Below are 19,897 nucleotides of genomic sequence, written 5' to 3' on the forward strand. Positions count from 1 at the left end.
TCGGACCATGGCTTCCGCTGAGGTGTTGGTTGATGTGGTGCTCCCGTGTCTGGACGAGGCGGAGGCGTTGCCGCGGCTGTTCGCCCGCATGCCCGACTGGGCCCGCCCGATCCTCGCGGACAACGGTTCGACGGACGGCTCGATCGACCTCGCCCGGCAGCGGGGCATCGAGGTGGTGGAGGTGGCGCAGCGTGGGTATGGGTCCGCCTGCCATGCGGGGCTCCTGGCGGCGACTGCGCCCCTCGTGGCCTTCATGGATGCTGACGCCAGCCTCGACCCGCTGTCGCTCGAACTGCTGCTCGCCGAGCACCGCCGCCTGCTGCCCGAGCAGCGCTCCCACCTCGTCGTGGGAGCCCGGCAACCAGAGAGTCGTGAGGCATGGCCGTGGCGCCTCAGGGTCGCCAACCGCGTGCTCGCGCAGCGTGTGCGAAGCGCCACCGGAGTGGGGCTCGAGGACATCGGCCCGCTGCGGCTGGCGCCCACGAAACCCCTGCAGGACCTGCCCATCGAGGATCGCCGCTCGGGCTATCCGGTGGAGACCGTCGTGCGCGCCGCCGAGGCCGGGTGGACCATCACCGGCGTGCCCGTCCCGTACCTCGCGCGCACGGGTCGGTCCAAGGTCACCGGCACCTGGCTGGGAGCGGCCCGAGCGGTGCAGGACATGAGCCGGGTGCTGGCCTCATGACCGCGACGACGGCCCTCGATCCCACGTGTCGCGACCTGCACACCGTGATCATCCTGGCCAAGTCCCCGCAGCCCGGTCGGGTCAAGACCCGGCTCACTCCCGACTTCTCACCCAGTGAGGCCGCAGCACTCGCGGCGGCAGCGATCCGCGACACCCTCGCTGCAGCGCGGGCCACCGGCGCGCGGACGGTCCTGGCCTGGGACGGCCCGCCGACGCGCTGGCTGCCCGAGGACGTCCCCGTCCATCCCCAACGAGGCAACGGCCTCGACGAGCGCCTGGACCACGCCTTCCGGGACGCGCTCGCGGACCACGGCGATCGGCCCACTCTCCTCGTCGGCATGGACACCCCCCAGGTCGGATCCGAGGAGCTGCTCGCGGACTGGCACGGTGCCGACGCCGTGCTCGGGCTCTGTGAGGACGGCGGCTACTGGGCGATCGGGTTGCGTCGATACCAACCAGGACTGTTCGTCGGGGTCCCGATGTCCACGGCGCACACGGGTGCTGCACAGCTCGAACGCCTTCTCTCTGAGGGCCTTTCGGTGCACCTGCTGCCGATGCAGCGTGACGTGGATGAACCCGCCGACGCGGCAGCCGCAGCAGCGCGCGCTCCGGGGACCCGGTTTGCCAAGACCTTCAGGCGCCTCGTGGCCACCCCCTGTGACCCCACCCTGATGTTCGACATCGCGCTCACGCGAGGAGGGGTCCACCTCGAATGGGGGGTCCCGGTGGACGGGCGGCCCGCTCCCCGTCAGCTGCTCGATGTGGGGGCGTGGCTGACGATGTCGGGTGTCGATGAACTCATCGTCAGCCGCTGCTCCGGCCCCGTCATCGACATCGGCTGCGGTCCGGGCAGGTTCGTCGAGGCGTTGTCTGCCCGCGGCCTCCCCGCGCTGGGCATCGACGTGTCGGGTGCCTCCATCGTCCAGACCCGAGCCCGCGGCGGGAATGCCCTGCTGCGCGATGTCTTCAAGCCCATTCCCGGCGAAGGGCGTTGGCAGACGCTGCTCCTCGCCGACGGCAACGTCGGCATCGGTGGGGATCCCCTCCTCCTCCTGCACCGGTGCAGCCAGCTGCTCAGCCCCGAAGGTTGGGCCCTCGTGGAGGTGGACCCCGACGACGGCGTCGATCTGCGCACCGAGGTGACCCTGACCGGACCGTGGGGCCGACGGTCGCTCCCGATCCCGTGGGCCCGAGTGGGAGCCACGGCCCTTCTCCGGTATGCCGCCCAGGCCGGCCTGCTTGCCGTCGAGGACTGGCGCGTTGACGGGCGCGCATTCGTCACCCTCCGCCAGGCGGCCTGAAACCCGCCTCGTGTGCCTGGGCCCCCGCTGTGGCGGGGGCTCAGGCACGCAAGGCGAGGTGTTCAGGTGCGTAGTCCGCCGGTGGCGAGGAGGGGTACGGCGATGATCACGAGGGTGAGCACGGCCAAACCGAGGACTCTCACGACGGGACGTGCCCGCTCCGGAGCACGACGGGCAACCAGCCACCCGGTGACCACACCGAGGGGCGCCAGGACCCCGTCGTGGACGGCGATGCCGGCACCGATCCAGAGGCCGACCCGCAGCCACCCACTCGTGGGCACGTGGGCGAGGAACTGCCACACCCCCACGGCGAGGAAGACGAGCCCTGCCGCACCGAGCAGGAGGCGAGTCGGCCCGATCTCGCGGGCCCCGGCATACAGGGTCGTCCTGATGGTCTTCATGAACGCACCTCCAGGTCGGTGACCCATTTGGTCTGCAGGACGCCCGGACGGTTCGGCGCGATGAGACGCACCGGGAACCCGTGATCCCGGGTGAGCCGAGAACCGTTGAGCCGCAGGGCAAGCAGCGTGCTCGGGTGGTCTGCGTAGGCGCGGGGAAGCAGGCTCTCGCGATAGGTGCCGCTGGCCTCGGCCGAGCGGACCGCGACATCGCCGCCGACGCCGCCCACGAGGTCCAGCACGTCGCGCAACCGCACGCCCTGCCACGTGGCGTCCGCGCTCCAACCCTCGACGCAGGCGATCGGGAGGGACACGGTCCGCTGGGGCAGGGCGCGCAGCTCGGCGGCGGTGACGACGCGTTCGCCGGTGGTTCCCCTGACGGACAGCTGCCAACTGTCGTCGCCTGTCGCCGGATCGAGGTCCGGACTGATGCGTGCCTGGGCAGCCGTTCTGTTGACCGGGACACCCAGCGGGCTGTTGCGGGGCCGTCGGGACCGAAGCACCGAGACCTTGTCCAGAGCAGGGATGGTCGACCCGACCGTGAGGACCACCGCCCCGGTGGCCACGGCAAGCGCGCCGAGGATGAAGCCACGCCGGCCATTGCTCTTGGACCGGGCCACGCCGGCAGGGGTGAGTGCGTCGCGGATGGCTGGCAGCTTCACGGCGATGTGGACCGCCAGTGCCCCGATGGCCACCCACGCGAACGCCCAGTGGACCTTGGTGAAACCGAAGCCGAAGACGTACCAACCGGCGACGTTGGCGATGCCCGTCGAGACCATCATCAGCGACGATCCGACGAGGACGGCGATGGACGCGCGCTCGAGCATCTGCACCGGTGAACCGACGACAGGGCGCGTGAACAAACGCGGGTACGCGGCATACAGCTTGGCCAGAAGGAGGGGGACGGACGCAGTGCCCGACGCCACGTGCAGGCCCTGGGTGACGCGATAACCCCACGCCGGACCGGTGGGGATCGGCAGCCACGAGATGGGGTACTGGTGGAGGTGGCTGAGGATTCCGGTGAGGAAGCAGATGGTGAACGCGACGCCGAGGAGGGCACCCATGCGGGCCACCACGGTGCGGTCATGCACCGGCGACGTGAAGTCCTCGGGTGTCGGCGGCGCCGGTGGAGCGGGCAGTTTGCGCATGCTTCGACCGTAGGGACGCGGCGCCCCAATGAACCCGTCGCAGCGCTTACGGGGCGATGACGGATGGCCGGTCCGAGCCCTTGTGGACCCCGTCGGGGCCTGGCGTCGGACACAGTGGGCACATGCGCAGAATCCTCATCGGCACGGCGATCATGGCCGCCTGCTCCGCGGGCTTTGCGCTGTCCGGCGACCTCGACACCAACCGGGTGCGGCTGGCCGTGGTGATGGTCGTCTGGTGGGTGATCGCCGTCGCCACGATCCGTTGGGTGGTGGGCCGGCGCGGGACAGACAGCGCGGCGTCACTGGCTGACGGCTCGGTGCGGCGCACGGCCTTGTTGGTCTTCGTCGTGGCGCTCGTCGTGCAGCTCCCGGGGCTGTTGACGTCCCCGCGGTCGAGCTCCGACGCCTACCGGTATGTCTGGGACGGGCGGGTCCAGCTGAGCGGCACCTCGCCCTATCGCTACGCGCCACTCGATGACCGGCTCGCCGACCTGCGCGACCCGGTCCTCTTTCCCGGACTCGGGTCGGGCGATCGCTCGGGCTACGTGACTCAACCCCTCCCGACCGATCGCTCCGGAGTGCGGGACCGAGCCACGAACGACCCGCGCACCGTCATCAACCGCCCGCAGGTTCCGACGATCTATCCACCCGTGGCGCAGGCGTGGTTCACCGCGGTGGCCGCCGTGACACCGTGGTCCTGGGGCACCCGTGGCCTGCAGGCTGGGTCGGCGATGCTCGCGGCCGGTGTGGCGGCTGCCCTCGCGGCGCTGCTTCGACGGCGCGGGAGCGATCCCGGTCGGGCTCTCTGGTGGGCATGGTGCCCGGCCGTGGTGGCCGAAGCGGGCAACGGGGCACACGTCGACGTCCTCGCTGCGGCGTTCGTCGTGGTGGCACTGGCGGTCGTGTCACCGGCCGTGGGAGGTGCTCGTCGGGGGCGTGGCGCGGCCGTCCTGGCCGGGGTTATGACCGGTCTGGCAACGCTCGTGAAGCTCTATCCGGCAGTGGTGCTGAGTTCGCTCTTCTCATTGCGCCACAACGCCGCTCGCGCCCTGGCCGCGGTGGCGGCAGCGGTTCTCACCGTGCTGTTGGCCTATCTGCCGCACTGGCTCGCCGCGGGTGACCTTGTCCTCGGCTATCTCCCGGCCTACGTCGTCGAGGAGTCCGGGGCGAACCGGTCGGGCATCGTCCAGCTCCTCGTCCCGGACGCCGCTGTGACTCCGGTGACCATCCTGCTGCTCGCGGTCGTGGCCGGCGCCGTCGCCTGGAGCCGGGTGCGCGATCCGGCGTTGGGGGCCACGCTCATCCTCGGCTCGCTGCTCCTCCTCACGACACCGAGCTATCCGTGGTACGCCCTGCCGATGCTCGCCTGCGCGGTGCTCGCCGGCCGGCTCGAGTGGCTCGCCGTGGCCCTCGCGGCCGTGCTCGCCTACGCGTCGGCGTCGGTGCCACCCGTGCCGACGATGGCGTATGCCGTGTCGGCCGCGTTCGTGCTGGCGGCCGGTTGGCGTCGTGCTCCCTTCACCGCAGGGTTGGTGACGCGGTTCAGCCGGCGCTTCGGGTGACCTGTCCGGCGTCGACGTGCCAGCGCTGGTCGAGGTGGACGTTCTCGAGGAGTCGGCGGTCGTGTGAGACGAGCAGCAGAGCGCCCTCATAGGTGTCGAGGGCCTCTTCGAGCTGCTCGATGGCTGGCAGGTCGAGGTGGTTGGTCGGCTCGTCGAGGACGAGGAGGTTGACGCCGCGAGCCTGGAGCAGCGCCATGGCAGCGCGCGTGCGCTCACCCGGAGACAGCCGTGAGATCAGGCTCGTCACCTGGTCGGCGCGCAACCCGAACTTGGCGAGCAGGGTGCGGCGCTCGGCCGGTTCGAGGTCGGGCACGGCCTCGCCGAACGCGTCGGCGAGCGACAGGTCCTCGCGCAGACCGCTGCGGGCCTGGTCGATCTCACCGATGGCGACGCTGGCACCGAGGCTGGAGCTGCCGCTGTCAGGTGCGAGTCGGCCGAGGAGGACGTTGAGGAGGGTGGTCTTGCCGGCACCGTTGGGTCCAGTGATGCCGATGCGGGTGCGGGCGTCGACCTGGAGTGAGACCGGGCCGAGGGTGAAGTCGCCGCGGCTGAGGGTCGCCTCATTGAGGGTGGCCACGACCGAGCTCGACCGGGGTGCCTCGCCGATCGTGAACTGCAGGACCCATTCCTTGCGTGGCTCCTCGACCTCTTCGAGTCGCGAGATGCGTGACTCCATCTGGCGCACCTTGCGGGCCTGCTTCTCGGAGGAGTCGATGCTCGCGGCCCGACGGATCTTGTCGTTGTCGGGGCTCTTCTTCATCGCGTTGCGGACGCCCTTGCTGCTCCACTCGCGCTGGGTGCGCGCTCGCGACTCGAGGTCGGCCTTCGTCCCGGCGAACTCCTCATACGCCTCGCGCACGTGCCGTCGGGCGATCTCGCGCTCCTCGAGGAAGGAGTCGTAGCCGCCGTCGTGGACCGAGACCTGGTTCTGGGCGAGGTCGAGCTCGACGATGCGGGTGACACAGCGGGCCAGGAACTCGCGGTCGTGCGAGACGAGGACGACTCCTCCGCGCAGCCCGGTGACGAAGGCCTCCAGGCGAGCCAACCCGGCGAGGTCGAGGTCGTTGGTCGGCTCGTCGAGCAGGACGATGTCGAACCGGCTGAGGAGCAAGGCAGCCAACGCGGCTCGCGCGGCCTGGCCACCCGAGAGCGAGGTCATCAGGGCGTCGCGGGCGACGTCGAGCCCCAGCTCGGCGAGCATCGCGGGGATGCGGTCCTCGAGATCAGCGGCACCGGAGGCCAACCACCGATCGAGAGACACGGCATACGCGTCGTCTGCGTTTTGGTCGTCGCTGCCGAGGGCGGCCGCGGCCGCCTCCATCGCCTCGGTCGCGGCCGTGGCTCCGGTGCGGCGGGCGATGTAGTCGGTGACCGTCTCGTCCGGAAGGCGCTCGTGCTCCTGTGGCAACCAGCCCACGAACGCGTCGGACGGGGCGGTCGTGACGGTGCCGTCGAGGGGCGCGGACTCGCCGGCGAGCAGTCGCAGCAGCGTCGTTTTGCCCGCACCGTTGGCACCGACGACCCCGACGACGTCGCCGGGCGCGACCGTCAGGTCGAGGTGCTCGAAGAGGGTGCGGTGGGCGTGCCCTCCGGACAGGTCCTTCGCCACGAGGGTTGCACTCACGAGCACAGACTAGGCGGAGGGGCCGTGGAGCTGGTTTCGCAGGTTGGCGTACCTGCCGCGGAGGTCGGAAGTGCGTTCACTGGACTGGGCGTCCGGCTCGAGGACGGCGTCGGTGCTGACCTCCCAGTCGGGCAGGTCGGTGCGCAGGAGAGTGGCCGCGGCCTGGCGGGCAGCACCGAGAGCGACGTACTCACCGGACACGGGCACGCGGACCTCGGCGCCGAAGAGGTCGGCAGCGATGGAACGCACCGCCTTGGACGCGGACGCTCCGCCGATGAGGAGGACCCGTTCGACCCGAACTCCCTGTCCCCGCAACGAGTCCAGGGCCTCCGCGAGGTTCGTCAGCATGCCTTCGACGACGGCGCGGGCAAGGTTCTCGGGGGTGGCGTTGCTCCGGGTCAGGCCGGACAAGGTGCCGGTGGCCGTCGGCAGGTTGGGCGTGCGCTCGCCGTCGAGGTACGGCAGGAGGGTGAGTCCGCCTGCGCCGGGTTCGGCGGCCAGGGCCAGGCGGTCGAGGTCGGCCAGCTCGACTCCGAGCATGGATGCGCCGGCCGTCATGACCCGGGCCGCATTGAGAGTGGCGAGCAGGGGGAGGAAGCCGCCGGTCGCGTCGGCGAAGGACGCCACCGCTCCGCTCGGGTCGGCGATGGCCGCGTCGTGTCGAGCGAAGGCGGTGCCGCTCGTGCCGAGAGAGATGACGGCGTCGCCGGGGCGCAGCCCGAGTCCGAGGGCGGCGCCCATGTTGTCACCAGTTCCGGGTGCCACGACCAGTCCGGACTCGGTGCGCCCGGCCACCTCGGTCGGCCCCAGGACGCGCGGCAGCTCGATCTGCCGGCCGATGGCGAGGTCGACCACCTCCGGCAGGTAGTCGCCAGAACCCGCCGACCAGTAGCCGGTCCCCGAGGCGTCGCCGCGGTCCGTCGTCCACGACTCGAATCCGCTGCCCTGCTTGAGGATCTGGCCGGTCAGCCAGTCGTGGGGGAGGACGCAGGTGCGTGTGCGGTCCAACGACGCAGGCTCTGAGCGGAGCAGCCACCGCAGCTTCGTCACGGTGAACGACGCGACCGGGACGATGCCGACCTCGCGCGCCCAACGCTCCGCGCCGCCGAACTCCTCGATGAGGTCGGTCGCGTCCTGCGCGGACCGGGTGTCGTTCCACAGCAGGGCCGGACGGACGATCTCGTCGGACTCATCCAGGGTGACCATGCCGTGCTGCTGCCCGCCCACGGCGATCGCGGAGACGCCGTCGAGCAGGCCGTCAGCGGTGGCCGACTCGTAGGCCTTCCACCACTCACTCGGGTGGATCTCGGTCCCGTCGGGGTGTGACGCGCGGCCCTGTCGGACGACCTCACCTGTCTCGGCGTCACAGACGAGCACTTTGCACGACTGGGTGGACGAGTCGACTCCGGCGACAAGGTGGTTCTGCGTCTGGGCCATACCTGCATCCTTGCCGAACGGCCGGTGCGTTGCACGTGGCCGCTTCGACGGGGAGTGCTCCCCACAGACGGGGCGACGGATCCGTGCTTGGATTCGGGAAGAGTGGACTGGTCACTGCGCTGTGGCCGTCGTCGAAGGACGTTGTGAGGGAGGGGAGTGCGGATGGTCGATCCCGAGGATCTGTACGGCAAGCTCGTCTCCGGCAACTCCGCGACCGTTCGGGGTCAGGCGGACACCGTCGGGGACGCGATCAAGAAGGTCGAGGAGTCAGCCATCCGCGTCGAGGAGGCGGCGGACCGCCCCAAGTGGACCAGCGCTGCCTCCGCCGGCTATCGCGTTCGGACCGCCGGGGTGAGCCAGGGCATCCAGGTCAACCGGTTCGCGCTTGGTCGCCTCCGGACCGCTCTCACCACCGGGGCCAACGCGTACGACGTCATGGAGGGCCAGGCCGGGACGGCCATCGGGCACTGGCGCAACCGACCCTCCGGACTGAACCCCGTGGCAAAGGACCTCCTCGCGCTGCTGGTGCATCTGCAGCTCGTGGCCGTGTCCGCGAACTACAGCGGGCGACTGAAGACGATCGCCGCCTTCGCCTCCGGCGAGAAGATCGACCGCAGCGAGCTCGACGCCGAGACCTTGAAGTGGTTGGCGAACGGCATGGACAAGACCGCCGAGTGGCTCGAAGCCCACAAGGGCAGCAGCCTCGGGCCGCTGATCCCGAATCTTGGGCTGACGGGCGACACCCGCGGGCTGACCCCGCAGGGGCTGGGCCTCGACCCCAAGACGGGTTTCATCATGCAGACGAGCTACTCCAAGGACGGCGGGAACTCGGTGCTGTCGATGATCGACCCGGCCACCGGGAAGGAGGTGGTCGACGTCGAGCTGGGCGGCTATGGCGACATCAAGACCCCCGACCACGCCGGCGGCGTGGCCTCCGACGGCAAGTACACCTACGTGACGTCGAGCGGGAACCCGTCACACGTGTTCACCTATCTCACCTCGGACCTGATGGACGGTGGCAAGCACGTCGACCCGATCGGGCCGCCGACTGAGCTCCCCGCTGGCGCCGGCGCCTACGGAACGATCAAGGACGGCAACCTCTATGTCGGCACCCACAACGGCGACATCGGGGGCGGTGGCAACCAGTACGACGGCGCCGACGACGACGGCAAGCTGTACCGCTACACCCCCGATGGTCATGGCGGCTGGACGCAGGACACGAGTTTCGGCGGCGGATCCGGCTACGTGCAGACACCGCCACAGGCCCAGGGGGTCGTCGTGCGTGATGGCGAGTACGTCTTCAGCACCTCGCTCGGCCGCGACAAGGCCGGGCGGCTGATCACACAGGAGCGACAGGACGACGAGTCCGGCAACGGCGATCGCGGCCCCGCCTACGAACTGCCCTACATGTCCGAGGGGATCATTGAGCTCGACGGGCAGATCGTCGCGACCTATGAGTCGGGGTCCGACGCCTACGGCCCGGACGGGTCCGATGACGAGGACCTGTGGGCCAGTCCCTACATGACGCAGACGTCGCTTGCTGACCTCGGGCTCAGCGAGGACATCGACGTCTCCCCGGAGTCGTTGCGGGGCGCGGCCGCGGACCTCGACACTGCGGCGCGACCGCTGACGGGGGCTGCCAATCTCCTCGGCGGCATCACCGTCACCGCGGGCAACTTCGGGGAGGTCCCTGCCGCGACCACCCTGACGACGGTGCTCAACGCAGAGCTGGGCAAGGGCGAGCGCAGCCTGGACGTGGGTGCACGCGCCGTCCACCGGACGTCGGCGAGCCTGTCGAGCAACGCTCGCATCTACACCGGCACGGACGACCTGGCCGCCGAAGGCATCGGTCGCTTCGGACCCAAGTACTCGTGATCATTCGTCCCAGGTGATGACGGCCTTGCCGGACGCACCGGCGTCAGCCACGGCATACGCGTCCTGGGCGTCAGCCAGCGCGAAGCGGTGGGTGACGATCCGCTCGGGATGCTCACCCCAGCGCGACAGCAGGTCGAGCAGCTCGGCCATGTGACCGAGCGACGTCACCCACGACCCGTGCAACGACACCTGCTTGTGGATCAACAGGTCGGAGACGGCGAAGTCGATCTGTCCACCTTCGCCCACCATGACGCAGTTCCCGCGCGCGGCAGTGTGGGTGAGGGCAGCGACCCGGGCCCGGGCGTTGCCGCTGCAGTCGATCGTGACCTCGCACCCGCGTCCGTCGGTGGCGTCGCCCACGGCATCGGCAAGCTCGGCGGGGTCGGTGACGATGATGTCGACGAGGCCGAGCTCGCGAGCGAGGGCGGCGCGCCCGGCGTGGGGTTCGAGGCCGATGACGGTGGCGGCGCCGAGGTGGCGCCCGAGCATCGCGGCGGCGAGGCCCACCGGGCCGAGGCCCGTGACCAGCAGCCGGTCACGTCCGCTGACGCCACCTCTCAACAAGCCTTCGTATGCCGTTCCGAACCCACACGAGACCAGCGCACCATCGACATGGGTCACGCCTTCGGGCAGGCGCAGGCAGGACACGGCCTCGGCGACCATGAACTCCGCATGCCCACCGTCGCGCTGCCAGCCGTGCGCAGCGCGCGTCGGTGCGGTGCAGCCGATGGGGTAGCCGATCCGGCATTCGGCGCAGGACCCGCACCCGGTGATGTGATAGACCGCGACGCCTTCGCCGACCTCGAGGGTCGTCACCCCGGGGCCGAGTTCGACGACGTCGCCGCAGGGCTCGTGGCCCGCGATCACGCCCTGGTACGCCTCGGCTCCGTGGCCAAGGTGCTCGCGGTAGATCGCCCGAATGTCGCTGCCACAGATACCCGAAGCGCGCATCCGCAGCAGCACCTGCCCCGGCCCGGGCGTCGGAACATCGACGGTCACATGCTCCACGGTGCTGTCACCCGGCAGCCGCACGGCCTTCATCGTCGCCATCAGGGGGCGCGGTCAGGACTGGGCACTGGATGGATGATCGACTTGATGGCCTTGGGGTCGGTGCGAGCGGCGGTGAGGGCGCCCTCCGTGCCCTCGAGGTCGAAGTGGCCGGTCGCCAGCGGTGTGAGGTTCACGCGACCTGATGCCACGAGGTCGATCGCGGTCGGCCAGGTGTTGGCGTACCGGAAGACTCCGGTCACCCACAGTTCGCGGTTCTGCACGTCACCCAGCGGCAGGGCCAACGTGTCGCCACCCATGCCGATGAGCACGACTCGTCCTGCCGGTGCCGCCACGCGGATCGCGGCCTGCGTCGAACCCTCGTGTCCCGAGCACTCGAGGACGACATCGGGACCTGGGCGGCCGGCATACGCATCGGCCAGGGACTTCGACGAGACGTCCACCGTCTTGGTCGCCCCCAGCGAGGAGGCCACAGACAACCGGTGCGCGTTGACGTCAGCCACGACGACTTCTGAAGCACCGAAGGCAACAGCGACCTGCGCGGCCAGCTGACCCACTGGGCCGGCGCCGGTCACGAGGACCCGCACCCCCGGCGCGACACCAGCGCGCCGACAGGCCCAGATCCCGACCGACAGGGGCTCGAGCATGGCGCCCTCGTCGAGCGACACCGAGTCGGGCAGGGCGAAGGCGAACGACGACGGGTGCACGACGTACTCCGCGAGTGTCCCGTCGATCGGCGGCGTCGCGTGGAAGACCATGTCGGGGCAGAGGTTGTAGTGACCGGCGAGGCACTGGGCGCACGAGCGACAGGGCACCCCCGGCTCGATCGCGACCCGCTCACCGATGCGCGCCGGGTCCACGCCCGACCCGACACCCACGATGACGCCGGCGCTCTCGTGCCCCAGCACCATCGGGCCGGTGACGATGTGCTCGCCGATCCGGCCATGGTCGAAGTAGTGCGTGTCCGAGCCGCACACCCCGACCGAGCGCACCTCGATGAGCACCTCATCGGCCGCGGGCGAGGGCACCGGTCGGGTCTCCATGACGATCGATCCCGGCTCGGCCAGGACAGCCACCCGCATCGTGTCGGGCAGCGCTTCAGTCGTCATCGATTGGACTCCAGGTCTTCGAGGGTGGTGCGAGCACCATTGTCGTGCAACGACTTCAAGAACGCGGCGTATGCCGTGGTGAACGGTTCGTTGTCGACGAGACTTCCGAAGAAGTCCCGGTCGCGCAGGAACGCGAGCTCGTCGTCCTCGTAGGCGCGGGCCGCGGCCATGACCTTGTCGCGGTGTCGGTCGACGACCTCGATGGGTTCGCCCTTCTCATCGACACCTTCGGCGTAGCGGGCCCACGACGCGACGATGAGCGCCGACCGCTCGAACGATCCGCCCGACTCGAGGTTCGCCTGGATCACCGGGACGAGCCACTTCGGGATGCGGTCCGAGCTCTCGGCGCACAGCCGCGCCAATGTGTCGCGCACCTCGGGGTTGGCGAAGCGCTCGATGAGCTGACGCCGATAGACGTTGAGGTCGACACCCGGCACCTGCGGCAGCGTCGGCGTCCCCTCCTCCTTCATGTAGCCCAGGAGGAACTCGGCGAACAGCGGGTCCTGCGCGACCTCGTGCGCATAGCGATGGCCCGACAGGTAGCCGAGGTAGCACAGGGCCTGGTGGCTCGCATTGAGCAGCCGCAGCTTCATCAGCTCATAGGGCACGACGTCATCGACGATCTGCACTCCCACGTCCTCGAACGGTGGTCTGCCCGAGGGGAAGTGGTCCTCGAGCACCCACTGCGTGAAGGGCTCGCACACCACGGGCCACGCATCCTCGACTCCGAAGTTCTCCTTCAGCGCCGCGATGTCCTCCGGGGAGGTGACAGGCGTGATCCGGTCGACCATGCAGTTGGGGAAGGCGACGTTCTCCTCCATCCAGGCGCCGAGCTCAGGATCCTTGAGGCGCGCGAACGCCACGATCATCTTCTTCGCGACATCGCCGTTGCCGGGAAGGTTGTCGCACGACATGACCGTGAAGGGCTCGACGCCCGCTTCTCGGCGACGCCGCGCGGCCTCGACGACGAAACCGAACATGCTCTGCGGCATACCCTCGTCGTCGTTCTTGAGCGACAGATCCGACTGCAGGACAGGGTCATTCGCGTCGAACTCACCCGTCACCTGGTTGACGTGGTAGCCGCCCTCGGTGACCGTCAGCGACACGATGCGCGTCGCCTGGTCAATGAGTCGGTCGAGGACCGCACCGGGGTCGTCGGGGGCAAAGAGGTAGCCGACCATCGACCCGATGACGCGCGGCTCGAGCCGCCCATCGGGATGCTTGACGACGAGCGTGAAGAGGTTGTCCTGGGCGGCCATGGCGTCGCGCATCCGCGCGTCGCCGGGCATGAGCCCGACGCCGACGATGCCCCAGTCGAGAGCCTCGCCGTTGTTCATGAGGGCGTCGAGATACATCGCCTGGTGCGCCCGGTGGAAGCCGCCGACCCCGAAGTGGACGATGCCCGGGGTCACGGCAGAGCGGTCGTAGGCCGGCCGCCCCACCTCCTGCGGCAGGTCACCCAACGTGGCCGACGAGAGCCTGGCACCTGTCACTTGACGGCGCCCATGGAGAGGCCCTGGACGAGCTTGTCCTGCGCGGCGAACCCGGCGGCGAGCACCGGCAATGAGACGACGAAGGACGCCGCACACACCTTCGCGAGGAACAGGCCCTGGCTGGTCACGAACCCAGTCAAGAACACTGGGGCCGTTCCCGCAACGGTCCCGGTGAGGACGCGGGCCAGGAGCAGCTCGTTCCAGCTGAAGATGAAGCAGATCAGTGCTGCTGCGGCGATGCCCGGCATGACGACGGGCGCGATGACCTTGCGCAGCGTCACGGTGAGCGAGGCGCCGTCGACCTGGGCGGCCTCGAGCATCTCGACCGGAACCTCCGCGAGGAAGGAGCGCAACATCCACACGGCGATCGGCAGGTTCATCGACGTGTACAGGATGATGAGCAGCCAGATGTTGTCGAGCAGGTTGACCTTCTGCGCGAACAGGTAGATCGGCAGGATGCCCGCGACGATCGGCAGCATCTTGGTCGACAGGAAGAAGAAGAGGACATCGGTCCATTTCTTCACCGGCCGGATCGACAGGGCGTAGGCCGCGGGGAACGCCAGCAGGAGCACGAGGAGCGTCGACAGGACGCTGGCCGTCAGCGAGTTGAGCAACGGCGGCCACGGCCCGGCGGCGAAGAACGACCGGTAGCCGTCGAGGCTCAGGGGTGCGAACAGGCTGGGCGGGTTCGTCGCCGCGTCCTCCTCCTTGTGGAACGACGTGAGGATCATCCACACGACGGGCAGCGCGAACGCCAGCCCACAGAACCACGCCGCCATGGTGAGGAGGATGTGCGACTTCGGCGACTTGTGGTGGTTGATCGCCTGAGCCTCGCGGTCCGAGGACGCCACCTCCGCGCCGTCCTTGAACTCTCGCTCGTCAGTAGTTGTAGCCATCAGTTCTCATCCTTGAAGAGGCTGAACGCGGTTCGCAACGCCAGCGTCGCGATGATGATGGTGCCGACCACGACGACCACGCCTGCGGCAGAGGCCCGTCCGTAGTCCTGGGCGGTGTAGAAGGTCTGGTAGATGAAGTACGGCAGGTTCGCCGTGCCCAGGCCACCGGACGTGATCGTGAAGACGTGGTCGAAGTTCTGCACGACATAGATCGCGCCGAGCAGTCCGCTCAGCTCGATGTACTGCCTCATGTGCGGCAGCGTCATCGTGCGGAAGATCTGCCACGCACTCGCACCATCGATGCGCGCCGCCTCGACGACATCGAGCGGTCGGGACTGCAACCCGGCCAGCAGGATGAGCATCATGAACGGCGTCCACTGCCACACGAGCGCGGCGACGATGGAGATGAGCGGGTTGTTGCTGATCCAGTCGGGCTGCGGCGCGTTCTCACCGAACACCGCCTTGAGCAGCCCGTTGAACAGCCCGTACTCGGGGTTGTAGAGGGCGTGCTTCCAGAGCAGGGCCGCAGCGACCGGGACGACGAGGAACGGCGTGATCATCAGCGTGCGGACGATCCCGCGACCCATGAACTTGCGGTCGAGCAGCAGCGCGATGGCCATGCCCAGGACGAGGCTGATGCCGACGACGAGCACCGTGAGCATGACCGTCACGATGACCGCGTTGCGGGTGTTGCTGTCGGTGAAGACGCGGGCGAAGTTGTCGAAGCCCGCGAAACCCCGCTCGTCCGGGTAGTAGGCGTTCCAGTTCATGAACGACACGACGATCGTCGCGACGAACGGCAGCTGGGTGAGGATGATGACGAAGATCAGCGCCGGCAGCAGGGGTGCTCGCCGCGACCAGTCACCGGCCTTGGCCAGCTTCGTGGCGCGGGCCGCATTCTCCTTCGGGCTCCGTCCGGAACTGTCGGTCGACGACGGGACGGGACTGTCCGGCATACCCGATTCACCTGTCACAGAGACGTCGGAACTCATTTCCCACTCCTCGTCTGGTAGCGCTCCGCGACATCCTCGGCGAGGTCCTGCCCTCGATCGAGGGCCTCCTGGACGGTCTTCTGGCCCGCGATGGCCGAGCTGACGTCCTGGCTGACCTGCGTGCCGAGATCGGGGAACTCGGGGATGTCGACGAACTGGATGCCGATCGCGGGGCGCTTCTGCACACCGGGATTCGTCGGATCGGCGTTCTCGATCGCGGACTTCGTCGGCTCAGCGAAGGCCGAGGCGACCTTGAGGTAGTCGGCGTTCTCGTAGGTCGAGGCGCGCTTGCCGGCGGGGACCCGGGTCCAGCCGAGCTCCTGGCCGACGAGCTGCTCGTACTCCTTGCTCGACGCCCAGGACACGAACTTCCAGGCGTTGTCCTTCTTCTGGCTGGCCTGCTGGATGCTCCACGACCACGCGTAGAGCCAGCCGGCGGAGTCGGTCTTGACGACCGGCGCGGGGGCGTAGCCGAACTTGCCCTTGTTGGGTGAGTCGTCGGCTTCGAGGGTGCCGGCGGCGGAGGTGGCGTCGTACCACATGGCCACGTTGCCCTGGACGAGGTTGTTGAGGCATTCGGTGAATCCAGCCTGAGGAGCGCCGTTTTCGCCGTGCTTGCGGACGAGGTCGACATAGAACTGGACGGCCGCGACGAACTCGGGGGAGTTGACCCCGGGGGTCCAGTCCTCGTTGAACCAGGTGCCGCCGAAGGTGTTGACGACGGTCGTCAGCGGGGCGAAGATCTGGCCCCAGCCGGGCTGGCCGCGCAGGCAGATGCCCTTCATGCCGGGCTCGGCGCCATCGACCTTGGCCGCGATGTCGGCGACCTCGTCCCACGTCGGCTTGTCCGGCATCGTCACGCCCTTGGCCGCGAGGACGTCCTTGCGATACATGAGGAACGAGGACTCGCCGTAGAACGGCTCCCCGTAGACCTTGCCCTCGCTCGACAGGGACGTCGTCATCGGACCGAGGATGTCGTCCTGGTCGAACTCGGGGTCCTTGGCGATGAAGTCGTCGAGCGGCGCGATCCACTTGGCCTTGGCATAGATCGGGATCTCGAAGTTCGACAGCGTCGCCACGTCGTACTGACCGGCCTGGCTCGAGAACTCCTGGCTGATCTTGTCGCGCACGTCGTTCTCGGGGAGGACGGTGAAGTTGACCCGGATCCCCGTCTCGGCCGTGAAGTGCTTGGCCGTGAGCTGTTGGAGGTCGACCATCTGCGGGTTGTTGACCATGAGGACGTCGATCGAGTCGGCGCCGCCACCGCCCACTCCGCCGCCGCCCCAGCCGGCGCAACCGGTGAGCGCGACGGAAATCAAGGCTGCCGTGGCGACCGCGGTCGGCCGGCGCTTTTGATGGCCGCGCCGCTGGTCCAGTGCTGGGGTATGCCGTGTGCTCCCGGGCATCGTTGCCCTCCTGTTCGCCGCGTCGCCCGTTGCTGTTGAGAGCTTGGGCTGTTCAGATCATGGTCGCTCAAATGAGCGCGTATGCTGCACACATGAGCCTGTATGACCCGCGTCACGTTGTCAACAGGTCTGTTCGAAACCAGACGGATTTCGGTCCGGGGGAGGATGTGGCTCGTGCCTGAGGTTCTTGGTCCATCGGAGGCGGTGCTCGCCGCGGCTGTCGCGCGCCGTCATCTCCTCGACGGGGAGTCCAAGGTCGACCTCGCGACCTCCCTGGGGATCAGCCGTTTCAAGGTCGCTCGCTTGTTGGAAGCGGCCCGGGAGAGCGGCATGGTGAAGATCGAGATCGTGTCGCCACTCGGCATCGACACGGACCGTTCAGGGGCCCTGCGTGAGGCCCTCGGGCTCCAACACTGTGTCGTCGTTCCGGGGTCGGGCGCGCAGGCCGACCCGGGCGTATCCGTCGCTGCCGCAGCCCTGCTCACCGAAATCGTCACCGACCGCGACGTACTCGGACTGCCGTGGAGCCGGTCCGTGAGCCGCATGGTCGACGTGCTCCAGAGCCTGCCCAAGATCCCCGTCGTCCAGCTCAGTGGCGCGATGGTCACGCCCGAGGAGGACAGCAGCTCCGTCGACGTCGTGCGCCGGGCCGGTCGCATCGCCGGGGGTGGGCGACACGTCTTCTATTCACCCCTGCTCCTCGACGACGCCGCCAGCGCCGAGGTCATGCGCCGTCAGCCACCGGTGCGCAAGGCCCTCGACCACGTGGCCGACGTGACCCTGGCCGTCATCGGCCTTGGCGCCTGGGCGCCCGACGTCTCGACGATCCACGGAGTCCTCAGCCCGGCCGAGCGCAGGGCCGTGACGAAGGCCGGCGCGGTCGGCGAGGCGGCGGGAGTCTTCTTCGACGCCAACGGCGTCGTCGTCGACACCCCGCTCACAGCGAGAATCGTCGGTCTCACCGGAACCCAGCTGCACGGCATACGCCATGTCATCGCGATCGCCCACGGACCCCAGAAGGTCGAGGCGATCGGAGCGGCCGTGAGGGGCGGTCTCATCGACTCCCTCGTGACCACCGCCGAAACCGCCGACGCCCTCCTCGCGAGCCACTGACCCGCCGACAACTTTCGACCAATAGGTCACGAATTGCCGGGCGTCAGTGGGAGGGTGCGGGTGGCTCCGGGACGAAGCCGGCGTCGGCGAGGTTCTGGCGCAGGGACTCGTCGAGCGGCGTGAACTCGCCACCGAAGCGCGCCTCCGTCTCCGTGGTGTCGAGGAGGAATGGACGCCGGAACTGGTAGGCCATCTCGAGCGTGGCGCGCGCGGTGGAGTTGAAGAGGCCGGCGATCTGCATCACGGTGCCGGGCAGCGGGCTGACCCTGACCGGCGGCCAGCCAGCGATCTCGCCGGCGCGGGCCGCGAGGTCTCGGATCGAGACGGCTGGCGGGCTCGGCACCATCCAGTAGCGACCGTGCGCGCTCGGGTCGAGCGCGGCCTTGACGAGGAGGCGTCCGGCATCGCCCGGGTTGGTCCACGTGTGGGGGACGTCGAGGTCGCCGGGGATGAAGGCGCGTTGGCCCTTGGCGGTCCGGCCGTAGGCGATCATGCTCAGCAACGATGGCCCGTGGCCGACGTAGTCGGAGCCGCGCACGGCCACCGCGCCCCCGATGCGACCGGCGTCGGCGGCGGCGAGCAGGTCCTGCCACATCTTCATCCGGATCGCGCCCTTCTTGCTGCTGGGGCGGTCGGGGAGGGCGGCCGACATGGGGACGTCGACGGGGCCGAATGGGTAGAGGTTGTCGACCACTGCGACGACGGCGCCGGAGCGCTCGGCCGCGGCGAGGATCGACGCGGCCAGCGGGGGCCAGGTCGTCGCCCACGCGTTGTAGTTGGCCGGGTTGAGGGCGTTGTGGATGACGTCGGCGCCCTTGGCGATGGCCGACAGGGCGTCGGGGTCGGCGACATCGGCGCGCACCTTCTCGGCGCCGTCGGGTCCACCGCCGGAACGGGTCACGACGACGACGTCCTCCCCACGCTCGTGGAGGTCGGACGCGATCGCCGTCCCCACCGGACCTGCACCCAGCACCACGTGTCGTCCCATGACCATCCTCCAGCTCGAACCCGGCTCGCTGCCATTCAGAGAGCACCGCTCTCACAATGTAGAACCATGGCGCAGTGGTGCGCAAGAGCAGTGCTCTCTTTTGTGAGCAATGCTCGCCGAGTCGTGCCAGAATCGGGCCATGACGACGACGCGTGAGCGACTCCGGGCCCAGACCCTCGAGGAGATCAAGGCCGCTGCCAAGGCCCGGCTCGCCGTCGACGGCGCCAACCTCTCGCTGCGTGCTGTGGCGCGTGACGTCGGCCTGGTGTCGTCCGCGGTCTATCGCTACTTCCCCTCTCGCGACGCGCTGCTCACCGCGCTCATCATCGACTCCTACAACGAGATGGGGGCGGCTGTGGAGGCGGCCGAGGCTGCTCAGCCGCGCGACGACCTCCACGCGCGCTTCATGGCGGTGGCCCACGGGATCCGCGACTGGGCGCTGTCGGCGCCGAGCGAGTACGCCCTCATCTATGGCAGCCCCGTCCCCGGCTATGAAGCCCCTCAGGACACCATCGCCCCCGCCGCTCGGGTCATCACCGTGCTCGCCGGACTCCTCACGGACGGTCTGCGCGACGGCACGCTCCACGACCCGGGGGACGCGATCAGCAAGCCGCTCGCCAAGGACCTCGCCGAGTTCACCTCGCAGCCGCCGTTCGTCGGAGTGCCACCTGCCCTGATGGCGCGTGGCGTCGCTGCGTGGTCGGGCGTCCACGGGTTGGTGAGCTTCGAGCTGTTCGGCGCCTACGGTCCGCTCGGCGACCCGCGCGCCCTCTTCGAGCACCAGGTGCTGGCCATCGCGCGCACCCTCGGGCTCGAGCCAGCCCCCGGACAGACCCGGCGGCCGCGCAAGCGATCCACGTAG

At 69.3% G+C, this 19,897-nt stretch carries 17 protein-coding genes; 6 read left to right on the plus strand and 11 right to left on the minus strand.

Translation table 11 applies throughout. The annotated features are described in order from the left end of the window. Nucleotides 1-7: 7 nt before the first annotated feature. A complete protein-coding gene (locus JNB_RS14465) occupies nucleotides 8-685 on the plus strand; it encodes a glycosyltransferase family 2 protein (protein ID WP_009777243.1) in 678 nt (225 codons plus the stop codon). Continuing rightward, on the plus strand, nucleotides 682-1,986 hold the full coding sequence (locus JNB_RS21735) for a TIGR04282 family arsenosugar biosynthesis glycosyltransferase (protein WP_009777244.1): 1,305 nt from the start codon (nucleotides 682-684) through the stop codon (nucleotides 1,984-1,986). The genes JNB_RS14465 and JNB_RS21735 overlap by 4 nt, the downstream gene beginning before the upstream one ends. Before the next feature lie 62 nt (nucleotides 1,987-2,048). Here the strand turns inward: JNB_RS21735 and JNB_RS14475 are convergent, their stop codons facing one another. Beyond that, entirely contained in the window at nucleotides 2,049-2,387 is a 339-nt protein-coding gene (locus tag JNB_RS14475; protein ID WP_009777245.1) for a hypothetical protein, read from the minus strand. After that, nucleotides 2,384-3,532, minus strand: a complete 1,149-nt coding sequence (locus JNB_RS14480) for a molybdopterin-dependent oxidoreductase (protein ID WP_009777246.1) — start codon at nucleotides 3,530-3,532, stop codon at nucleotides 2,384-2,386. Before JNB_RS14480 ends, JNB_RS14475 begins: the two co-directional genes overlap by 4 nt. 122 nt (nucleotides 3,533-3,654) lie before the next feature. Between JNB_RS14480 and JNB_RS14485 the strand changes: the two genes are divergently transcribed. Next, complete coding sequence (locus tag JNB_RS14485) at nucleotides 3,655-5,094, plus strand: glycosyltransferase 87 family protein (protein ID WP_009777247.1); 1,440 nt, start codon at nucleotides 3,655-3,657, stop codon at nucleotides 5,092-5,094. Here JNB_RS14485 and JNB_RS14490 read toward each other — a convergent pair. Together JNB_RS14490 and xylB are read right to left on the minus strand one after the other, a co-directional pair. Next, a complete protein-coding gene (locus JNB_RS14490) occupies nucleotides 5,075-6,718 on the minus strand; it encodes an ABC-F family ATP-binding cassette domain-containing protein (RefSeq protein ID WP_040884927.1) in 1,644 nt (547 codons plus the stop codon). The two genes, JNB_RS14485 and JNB_RS14490, sit on opposite strands and share 20 nt — an antisense overlap. 9 nt (nucleotides 6,719-6,727) lie before the next feature. Next, complete coding sequence (gene xylB / locus JNB_RS14495; RefSeq protein ID WP_009777249.1) at nucleotides 6,728-8,155, minus strand: xylulokinase; 1,428 nt, start codon at nucleotides 8,153-8,155, stop codon at nucleotides 6,728-6,730. A 162-nt stretch (nucleotides 8,156-8,317) separates the two neighbouring features. Here xylB and JNB_RS14500 point away from each other — a divergent pair, with 162 nt between their 5' ends. Next, complete coding sequence (locus JNB_RS14500) at nucleotides 8,318-10,030, plus strand: hypothetical protein (RefSeq protein WP_009777250.1); 1,713 nt, start codon at nucleotides 8,318-8,320, stop codon at nucleotides 10,028-10,030. Here JNB_RS14500 and JNB_RS14505 read toward each other — a convergent pair whose 3' ends face one another. From JNB_RS14505 to JNB_RS14530, 6 genes are read right to left on the minus strand one after another with little or no spacing between them, the layout of a single operon-like run. After that, nucleotides 10,031-11,080, minus strand: coding sequence for a zinc-binding dehydrogenase (locus JNB_RS14505; protein ID WP_009777251.1), 1,050 nt, complete (start codon nucleotides 11,078-11,080; stop codon nucleotides 10,031-10,033). Then, complete coding sequence (locus JNB_RS14510) at nucleotides 11,080-12,147, minus strand: NAD(P)-dependent alcohol dehydrogenase (protein ID WP_009777252.1); 1,068 nt, start codon at nucleotides 12,145-12,147, stop codon at nucleotides 11,080-11,082. The genes JNB_RS14505 and JNB_RS14510 overlap by 1 nt, the downstream gene beginning before the upstream one ends. Further along, a complete protein-coding gene (locus JNB_RS14515; RefSeq protein ID WP_009777253.1) occupies nucleotides 12,144-13,640 on the minus strand; it encodes a mannitol dehydrogenase family protein in 1,497 nt (498 codons plus the stop codon). Before JNB_RS14515 ends, JNB_RS14510 begins: the two co-directional genes overlap by 4 nt. Next, a complete protein-coding gene (locus JNB_RS14520; RefSeq protein ID WP_083784496.1) occupies nucleotides 13,637-14,536 on the minus strand; it encodes a carbohydrate ABC transporter permease in 900 nt (299 codons plus the stop codon). Before JNB_RS14520 ends, JNB_RS14515 begins: the two co-directional genes overlap by 4 nt. Further along, the gene (locus JNB_RS14525) at nucleotides 14,536-15,492 is read right to left on the minus strand and encodes a carbohydrate ABC transporter permease (RefSeq protein WP_009777255.1); all 957 of its coding nucleotides are present in this window, start codon (nucleotides 15,490-15,492) and stop codon (nucleotides 14,536-14,538) included. The genes JNB_RS14520 and JNB_RS14525 overlap by 1 nt, the downstream gene beginning before the upstream one ends. Nucleotides 15,493-15,524: 32 nt before the next feature. Continuing rightward, the gene (locus JNB_RS14530; RefSeq protein WP_083784497.1) at nucleotides 15,525-16,934 is read right to left on the minus strand and encodes a sugar ABC transporter substrate-binding protein; all 1,410 of its coding nucleotides are present in this window, start codon (nucleotides 16,932-16,934) and stop codon (nucleotides 15,525-15,527) included. A gap of 174 nt (nucleotides 16,935-17,108) precedes the next feature. Here JNB_RS14530 and JNB_RS14535 point away from each other — a divergent pair, with 174 nt between their 5' ends. After that, a complete protein-coding gene (locus JNB_RS14535; RefSeq protein ID WP_158306145.1) occupies nucleotides 17,109-18,047 on the plus strand; it encodes a sugar-binding transcriptional regulator in 939 nt (312 codons plus the stop codon). A gap of 43 nt (nucleotides 18,048-18,090) precedes the next feature. Here the strand turns inward: JNB_RS14535 and JNB_RS14540 are convergent, their stop codons facing one another. After that, nucleotides 18,091-19,035 carry a hypothetical protein gene (locus tag JNB_RS14540; protein WP_040884932.1) on the minus strand — a complete coding sequence of 315 codons (945 nt, stop codon included), beginning with the start codon at nucleotides 19,033-19,035 and terminating at the stop codon, nucleotides 18,091-18,093. Between the two features lie 139 nt (nucleotides 19,036-19,174). Here JNB_RS14540 and JNB_RS14545 point away from each other — a divergent pair, with 139 nt between their 5' ends. Next, entirely contained in the window at nucleotides 19,175-19,897 is a 723-nt protein-coding gene (locus JNB_RS14545) for a TetR/AcrR family transcriptional regulator (RefSeq protein WP_040884934.1), read from the plus strand.

This window comes from Janibacter sp. HTCC2649, from assembly GCF_000152705.1.
Taxonomy (GTDB): domain Bacteria; phylum Actinomycetota; class Actinomycetes; order Actinomycetales; family Dermatophilaceae; genus Knoellia.